This is a genomic window from Glycomyces sp. YM15 (assembly GCF_016918015.1).
Taxonomy (GTDB): Bacteria; Actinomycetota; Actinomycetes; order Mycobacteriales; family Micromonosporaceae; genus Glycomyces.
In genome coordinates this window covers 1-7,575 of record NZ_JAERMK010000051.1, presented here as the reverse complement: position 1 = coordinate 7,575, position 7,575 = coordinate 1, and the positions used below count along the sequence as shown (strand labels likewise).

Annotated in this window: 6 protein-coding genes; 2 read left to right on the top strand and 4 right to left on the bottom strand. The window is 65.8% G+C overall.

Annotated features, from left to right (window positions below):
• Positions 1 to 28: 28 nt before the first annotated feature.
• The 4 genes from JHY01_RS26095 to JHY01_RS26080 all read right to left on the bottom strand — a co-directional run bounded on the left by JHY01_RS26095 (position 29) and on the right by JHY01_RS26080 (position 4,744).
• Positions 29 to 1,471 carry a S1 RNA-binding domain-containing protein gene (locus JHY01_RS26095; protein WP_205328660.1) on the bottom strand — a complete coding sequence of 481 codons (1,443 nt, stop codon included), beginning with the start codon at positions 1,469 to 1,471 and terminating at the stop codon, positions 29 to 31.
• Between the two features lie 289 nt (positions 1,472 to 1,760).
• Positions 1,761 to 2,804, bottom strand: a complete 1,044-nt coding sequence (locus tag JHY01_RS26090; RefSeq protein WP_205328659.1) for a hypothetical protein — start codon at positions 2,802 to 2,804, stop codon at positions 1,761 to 1,763.
• A 47-nt stretch (positions 2,805 to 2,851) separates the two neighbouring features.
• Positions 2,852 to 3,283, bottom strand: coding sequence for a hypothetical protein (locus JHY01_RS26085; protein ID WP_205328658.1), 432 nt, complete (start codon positions 3,281 to 3,283; stop codon positions 2,852 to 2,854).
• A gap of 687 nt (positions 3,284 to 3,970) precedes the next feature.
• A complete protein-coding gene (locus JHY01_RS26080) occupies positions 3,971 to 4,744 on the bottom strand; it encodes a transposase family protein (RefSeq protein WP_205328657.1) in 774 nt (257 codons plus the stop codon).
• 290 nt (positions 4,745 to 5,034) lie between these two features.
• Here JHY01_RS26080 and JHY01_RS26075 point away from each other — a divergent pair, with 290 nt between their 5' ends.
• Together JHY01_RS26075 and JHY01_RS26070 are read left to right on the top strand one after the other, a co-directional pair.
• The gene (locus tag JHY01_RS26075) at positions 5,035 to 6,627 is read left to right on the top strand and encodes an FAD-dependent monooxygenase (RefSeq protein WP_205328656.1); all 1,593 of its coding nucleotides are present in this window, start codon (positions 5,035 to 5,037) and stop codon (positions 6,625 to 6,627) included.
• An 83-nt stretch (positions 6,628 to 6,710) separates the two neighbouring features.
• Positions 6,711 to 7,304 carry a TetR/AcrR family transcriptional regulator gene (locus JHY01_RS26070; RefSeq protein WP_205328655.1) on the top strand — a complete coding sequence of 198 codons (594 nt, stop codon included), beginning with the start codon at positions 6,711 to 6,713 and terminating at the stop codon, positions 7,302 to 7,304.
• Positions 7,305 to 7,575: the final 271 nt, after the last annotated feature.

The following is a 7,575-nucleotide window of genomic DNA, read 5'->3' as shown; positions in this document are numbered from 1 at the left end:
CCACCGCCGTCTTTTTTGCAGCGGCTGATCAGCTGGCATCGGGTCCGTCGCCTTCGCTGTCGGACGTTGGCGTGTGCGCGAGGGTGATTCGACGCTGGGACGGGTCGACGTCGAGGATCTTTACGGTGAGGGTGTCACCGACGGTGAGGTGTTGCCCTTCGTTGGCGCAGTGGCGCACCAGTGCCTCGACGTCGTCGTGGCGTTCCTCGATTCGCACGATGACCCCGAATGGCAGGACCTTCGTGACATGACCGGTGACGATCTCGCCGACTCGGTCAACAAGTGCCTCCAAGGGGTTGCGGCCGGCGGCCCGCAGTGACAGGGCCACTCGCTCCCGCACCATGTCCACATCGAGGATCTTGACAGTGATCTCTTGGCCGACCGAGACGACGTCGGTGGGGTGCTCGATGTGCCGCCAGGACAGTTCGGGAACGTTGATCTGGCCGATGACGCCGCCGATGTCGACGAACGTGACAAGGAACGGAGGGATGGCGGTGACAGTCCCGGTGCAGACCTGGCCCCTGCGCAGTGCCTTCATGACGGCCCAGCGGCGGTCGCTCTCAGTCGGCTCGGTCCGCCACCGAGCCCGCAGCACGCCATCGCTGTCAGGCAGGACCGCGGTGAAGAGGGGATGGCGATCATCGGCGTACATGGGCAATGCAGTCGCGGCTCGGGCACCCCTGATCTGTTCGGTCACGTCGCTGAACTGGGCTTCGTCAGCGATGGTGCTGGTGATCTGCCCGTTTTCGTCTTCCCAGACGAATTCGACCAGGCCCTCGTCGGGGAGATCGGCGATGACTGCCTCGACGTCCGTGGACAGGTCCGGCCAGACGGTCAACATCGCGCGTGGGGCGAGCCGGGCACGCACGTCGTCCAGGTTGTCTTTGGTGAGGCGGTGCCAGCGCGAGGCGTTGAGGACGAAGCCTTCTTCCAGGATCGTGGCCTGGCCTATAGCGACGGACCATCGCAGTCGGGCCCAGAAGTCGTCGTCGGCGGGTCGTTGCTCGATGTCGTCCTCGTCGGTGGCGTGATCGTAGGCGGAGGCGTCCAGACGTTCGGGGAACAGCCCGAGAGCGCGGGTGCGGGCCATGGCGTCGGTGCTCGGCGAGCTGGTGCGTACATAGACGTACTGGTCCCATCCGACGTGTACGGCGAACGCGCCCTCTGCTTCCAGTCGGCACCATGCGCCGTTGTCGCGGAGCATTGCCCGGACCAGTTCCAATGCGACATCGACGGTGATCTCCGCGCCGTCGTGGTAACCGGTCAGATCCGGCGGGAAGATTTCGGCCAGGCCATGGCCGGGCACTGCAGGTTCCGCACCGAAGTGGACGAAACCGGTGGCTTCCGGTTCCCGAATGGCCAGTCGCTCGACGCCGGCGTCCGCCGCGAAGGCGGCCACCGCCTGCAGGTACGCCGCTTCGATCGGGCCATGGTCGCTGGTCGTCACCTCCGTGCCGATGTAGTGGCCCAAGGCGTCGCGGTCGGCGGGATCGTACTTGGTGATCCGGTAGACGTAAGGGAGCTTGTCACCACTCGCCATCAGGGAGCTCCGGCAGTTGATGGACCGGATGCCGCGCCACTTCTCGGCGCGACGCGATTGCGCTCATTGCTGCGAGCGTACGGAAAGCCCCGTACCGGACAGATCACCCGAGGGCAGTGTCTGATCCATTGCGGCTCAACGGGTTTCAGGCACGCACAATACTGGCCACCTTGCCGGGAACTGGTCATCGCCTGCACCGTGACTTCCTTCGAAATGGTGGTCAGTCGGATTCACCAGGGACGAGGACGCCCCGGTCGGTGTCATAGAAGCTCTGCCAGGTGCCGAGATCGATGTCAAGGATGGCCTTGGCCTTGTCGCGGGCCTCCTGCAGCCCCAACTTCGCCTCCGCCGCGGCGTTGAGCATCTCCTGGCGCATTCTCGTGGCGTCCTGCGATTTCAGGGAGAGCTCGTACTCCATTTCGAGGAGTGCGAAGAATTGATCGGTCCAAGTACTCGCCGGACGGTCGTCCGCGCCGGTGGCGAACGCGTACACCGCGTCCACGACCGCCGTGATCTCGCTCGCGAACGGGACTTTGGAGTATCCGGTTCGCACCAGCACCATCAAGCCGAAGTCCTTGCCGTTCTTGAGCACTTCGACGTTGTCGAGGACCGTGTCGAGGACCTGTCCGAGCTGGATCTGGGCCGTCAGCTGGGCGGCGCACTCGGCTGCGGCACCGGCGATCAGGGCCGCCAGGATCTCGCGGTGGAAGCCGGCTGCCGGGCGGAGCCGGGCTCCGAACTTTTCCATGCCTGCCTCGGAGTCGCTGCCCTCCCAGGTCTCGAACAGCTCCCGGATCCTCCGGAAGCCGTCGCCTTCATGCGTGGTGATCAGGTCGTCGATGATCTCGTGGACACCGCTCAGGCCCGACAGGAGCGCGTCGATCGGTCCCAGCTGGCCGTCGTCAAGCACCTCGGCGAACGCCGCGCTGATCTCATCGATAGCGGTTGCGGCGTCGGCCTGTGAGGCCTCTTCGATCGCTCGTTCATCGGCAGCGGTGGAGTCCTTTGGGACCATGTAGGGAAGGATGTCCGGGTGCCTGACGTAGTTCCCGTATACCGAGTTCCGATCGGCCTGGTAGTGGGAGGCGTTGAGTCCGTCCTCGATGGACAGCTGGATATAGGGCTCGTAGTCGGGCCACCGTTCGATGCCCTTCTCCTGCTGGTAGATGTACAGCAGGTCCGGGTGCAGCTGATTGAGCTTGTCGAAGATGTCGAGGTACGAGTTCTCCAGCCTGGAGAAGTCGATAGGCTCGTAGAGGGCCATGTGCGTCGCTCCTGGGGTGTGTATGGGGTTGTCGGAGGGCCCCGGGGTCAGCCGGTGCCGTCAAGGAACCTGTCGTACGGGTTGTAGTCCTTGTGTGCGGGGTCGGGGGCCTGGCGCGGCGCGTCCTCGAAGTGCTCCGTGGCTTGCGGAGCATAAGCGCCCCCGCTGATCTCGCCTTCCATCTGCTCGAAAGTCTGGGCGAGTTCCCCTTCGAGGATGCGCTGGTCCTCGGCGATGGCCTTGAGGGTCGGGCCCATGGCCCGGATGTTCTCACCGGACTCGTAGACGACCTTGTAGAACAGGTCGTAGAGCTCACCCCAGGTGTCGGTGAGCCCGTGGGCGCCGAACGCCGAGTCGCGCCCACGGCCTGCCGTCGCGGCTTTCGAGCCGGCCTCGTCATAGAAGTTGGCGATGTCAGGGCAAACTTCGTCGCCGACCGCCTCGATGTCATCGGGCTCGTATGAGATTCGTTTGCTCATTTAGGTCTTCCTGGTGGGAGGGCAGGAATCAATAGGGACGCAGGCCGAGTTCTTGTGGGGAAGCGGCGGCCCGGCAGACGGTCCCGGACTTCAACCTCGACGACCTCGGCCTCGGCGGTTGTTACGGAGCCCGGCGAAGAGTCGGTGCGTTCATCGAGGCCCACTTCGCGGCAGGCGCGCCCACACCCAAGACACGAGCGCGTTGCCCAGGGCGGCAATCGACTCGGCGATGGTCGCGATCTTGGAATCGGTAGACGGCGGACCGCCGCCGTGAGCAAGATGCGGTCGACTCCAGAGTGTACCGGAAGTCGAGGCGAAGTAGTCGCAACCGATCGCACCGGCCCATCCCTGAGACGGACTGGGGCGGTGAACGCGCGGATGAGCGATCGCCTCGACGCGACGCCTCGCGTTGGTTTCCTCTACGGTTGCGGACAATGCCGTCATACATCACCACCTGCATCAGTCTGCTTGCGGAAGGCGTGCTTTACAAGGCGGAACACCGGCAGGAAAGCGGCAGGAATTCCACCCTGATCGCTGGGCCGTCAGGCCCACCTGTGGAGATCCAATTGGCTTCGGGTGGGTGTGAAGGTAACGCGATCGCGCCAGTGTTGCGAGCTGCTCGAATCAGGCGTTTGACACTGCGGACGCTGACGCCATACTGGACTGCGAGGTCACGCTGAGCCTGTTTCAACTTGATCGGTGTTCGTAGTCGTTGAGGACTTGGACGGCCTTGGCGATCTGTGTGACCTGGTTCGGGTCGCAGCGGACCTGGTCGAGGATCGACCAGGCTTTGAGCTGGGCGAACATGCGTTCACCGGGTCCGCGGAGCCGGGCGTGAAGGCGGTTGTGCTCCTTCTGCCACTCGGGCTTGCCTTTCCCTTTGAACGGCGTGATCACCACGTCGTTGTCCAGTCCGTCGTAGCCTTTGTCTCCCAGGGCGAACAGGCCGTACTCGGCCAGCAGCCGGGGTATCTGCCAGATCCGGGCGGCCTTGGTGTCGTGGATCGAGCCACGGATCGCCCCGGAGATCCACAGCAGGTTCCCTCGTGCGTCGGCGATGGCCCGGAGGTTCATGCCGTGCTGTTTGTGCTTGCCGGAGTAGAAGGGCCGGTCGATCTGGTTGCGGTCAATGTGGACCAGAGTGCCGTCGAGGATCACGAAGGCCGCCCCTGATCGCTTCGCGTGTTGCAGGGCGTCTCGGATGCCTGGGGCGCGGGCGGCGAGGAGGCTGATGGTCTCGCGGGTGCGTCTCCAGGCGGTGGCGGCCGAGATGCCGAAGCCGGCCGCGAGGTCGCGCAGCGCTTCGCCTTTGCGCAGGTAGGCGATGGTGAGCAGGGCTTGGGTGCCGGGATCGACGGCCCGCCAGCGGGAGCCGATGGTCTTGCGGTGGGTGCGGATGAGTCGGGCAACTCGGTTGAGGGTCGAGGTGGACAAGGGCAGCGCGGCAGGGTAGAACAGCAACCGGAGCTCCTGGTGGTCGTTCTGGCAGAAGTAGCATTCGCCGTTCTACCAGGAGCTTCTTCATGCCGTCAATCCGCCCGTAATCCGAACACGTTGCGCTCCAACCGATCACGAGCACGATGCAACAACTTCAAGGACTCGACCTCGGATCTCTTCTCGATTTCGGATGTCTTGCCTGCTCGGCGCCCTGGTCTGAGCATGGCTGAGGGGCGTCATTGACAAGTGGGCACTTGCCCGCTAATAATGGGCGCGCGGTCACTCTACGGTCGCCACAGAGAGGGAAGGTGCCCATGGAGACATCGGACGCAACCGACGTCGTCATCGTCGGCGCAGGACCGGTGGGGCTCACGTTGGCGTGCGATCTCGCCCGCCGCGACGTGAGGGTACGCATCGTCGACCGTGCCGCCGCCTATCAGGTCGGGACGCGGGCCCGCGGCATTCGCGCCCGCACCCAGGAGGTGTTCGAGGACCTCGGCGTTCGCAACCGCCTGGTCGAGCATGCCGAGTCGCCGCTTCCCACGCGCTTCTACGACGCGGATGGCAACGTGGTGCGCGAAGCGGTGATGTACGACGCTCCCGCGGTGCCGGGCGCGCCCTACCCCGGCAGCCTCATGGTGGGGCAGCAGTTCACTGAAGCGGCCCTTCGCGAACGGCTCGAATCGGTCGGCGTTCGGGTGGAGCTCGGCGGCGAACTCGTCGAGCTCGCGCAGGACCGCGACCAGGTCACAGCGTTCGTCCGATTCGGCGAGCGTCACGAGGAGATACGAGGCCGGTTCCTGGTCGGATGCGACGGCGGCGGCAGCACCGTGCGCAAGCGGGTCGGGATCAGCTTCCTTGGCGAGACGTGGGAGCGCCAGCAGATGCTGTTCGGCAACCTCCGCGTCGAGGGGCTGGACGACTCGGCCGCGCACATGTGGGCCAAGGGCCCCGGCGGGATGCTGACTCTGGCCCCGATGCCGAAGAGCGACACCTGGTTCTTCACCGCGCCGCTGCCGCCGGAGGGCGGCCCTTCGTCCTCGGTGTCGGTGGAGGCCTTCGCCGAGATCTTCGCGCAGCGGGTCGGACTGCCCGGTGTGCGCTTCTTCGACCCCGTCTACCTCTCGGTATACCAGGTCAATATCCGTATGGTGGACCGGTATCGCGACGGGCGCGTTTTCTTGGCGGGGGACGCCGCCCATGTGCACACTCCCGCTGGCGGCCAGGGCATGAACACGGGCGTCCAGGATGCGTACAACCTCGGCTGGAAGCTCGCGCGCGTGCTGCGCGGCGCGCCCGAACTGCTGCTGGACACCTATGAGGAGGAGCGCCTGCCGATCGCCGAGCACGTACTGGCCTCGACCACCGCTCGGGGCAGGTTCTGGGCCGGCGCCGACACCGCGCGCGTGTCGGAGCGCATCGTCGGGACCTTCCAGGGCAAGGACCCGTTCAGCGACGTCAGCCAGTTGAGCATCACCTACCGCGGGAGCAGTCTGGCCCGTGACCTGGACGAGACGATCGGGGTCCGGGCGGGCGATCGCGCACCGGACGCCCACTGCGTCGACCCGGCGACCGAGGAGCGCGTGAGACTCTTCGACCTGTTCCGCGGCACGCACTTCACACTGCTCGTCTTCGGCTCCCGCCCCGCCTCCGATGCGGACCAGGACCTATGCGGCGACGTCCGAGTGCACCGCATTCTCGCCTCGGGACTTCCCCACTGTGACAACGAGAACGCGCTCATCGACCCGACTGGGGAAGTGCATGAGCGCTACGGGGTCGAGGGCGACGGCCTCGTGCTCATCCGCCCTGACGGGTACGTCGCCCTGGCGGGAAGCGAGTGGGACGGTGCCTCCGTGTCCGACTACTTCCGACACCTGCTGCGCGAGGTTGAGCACGGGCGGTGGTGAGGCGCCGGACGGCGGCGGTAGAGTGACCGTGTGCCCACCTCTGGTGGCCGCGCGCCCGTTCCTGACCGCTCGTAGGAGGACCCGTGCCGACCGGTGTAGCCCTGCACGACGCGCGGGCGCAGCTGTTCGCCGCCGCCGAGCGGGTCCTGACACGCGAGGGCGGCAGCCGGTTGACCAGCCGCTCCGTCACCGAGGCGGCCGGGGTCGCCAAGGGCGTGCTGCACCGCCACTTCGCGGACTTCGACGACTTCCTGGCCGAGCTCGTCCGCGACCGCATCGCCCAGTTGGAAGCGGCGATCGGCTCGCTCACGGCGGGTTCGGCCACACTCGTCGCCAACCTGTCCGACGCCCTCACTCGCATCTTCACGCAGGTCAATCTCGGCCTGGTGGGCATCGTGATCGCCCGTGACGAGCTGCGGTCCCGGCTGAAAACGACGACCCCGCGCGGCATCCCGATCCTCACCGAGGCCGGCTTCGGCCTCGCGGCCTACCTGGAGTCGGAACGCGGCCTAGGGCGCATCAGGGCGGACGCCGACGCGCGCACGCTCGCCATGACCCTGATCGGCACCGGCCACCTGCTGTTCGCGGGTGAACTCGGCGGACTGCCCGACTCCTCGGCCGTCCGGGAGATCGTCGAGGCGATTACCGTCAGCGCCGAGGCAGGGATTCGTCCCTAACAGATACGGCCCAGTTGCTGTTAAGGATTGCCCAGAGGGCTTCTCGCCCCGCAATCACCCTTGAACCAGCAAAGAGCGGTCATCAACCTGATAACCGCTCATGTACTCAATATCCGATTCAGTGGACTTGTGATCTCTCAAGAGGGGGCTTACCCCTTTGGTGTTGACACCGTCCTATGCGGCGAGGGCGAGGCTAGCCTGCCGCTGTTCGTAGTCGATCGGTGAGATCTGGCCCAGAGACGAGTGTCTCCGGGTCGTGTTGTAATCGGTG

Bases quoted from the DNA above. Each gene is read 5' to 3' on its own strand.
- JHY01_RS26075 (WP_205328656.1), top strand. From the start codon at position 5,035: ATGGAGACATCGGACGCAACCGACGTCGTCATCGTCGGCGCAGGACCG.
- JHY01_RS26085 (WP_205328658.1), bottom strand. From the start codon at position 3,283: ATGAGCAAACGAATCTCATACGAGCCCGATGACATCGAGGCGGTCGGC.
- JHY01_RS26090 (WP_205328659.1), bottom strand. From the start codon at position 2,804: ATGGCCCTCTACGAGCCTATCGACTTCTCCAGGCTGGAGAACTCGTAC.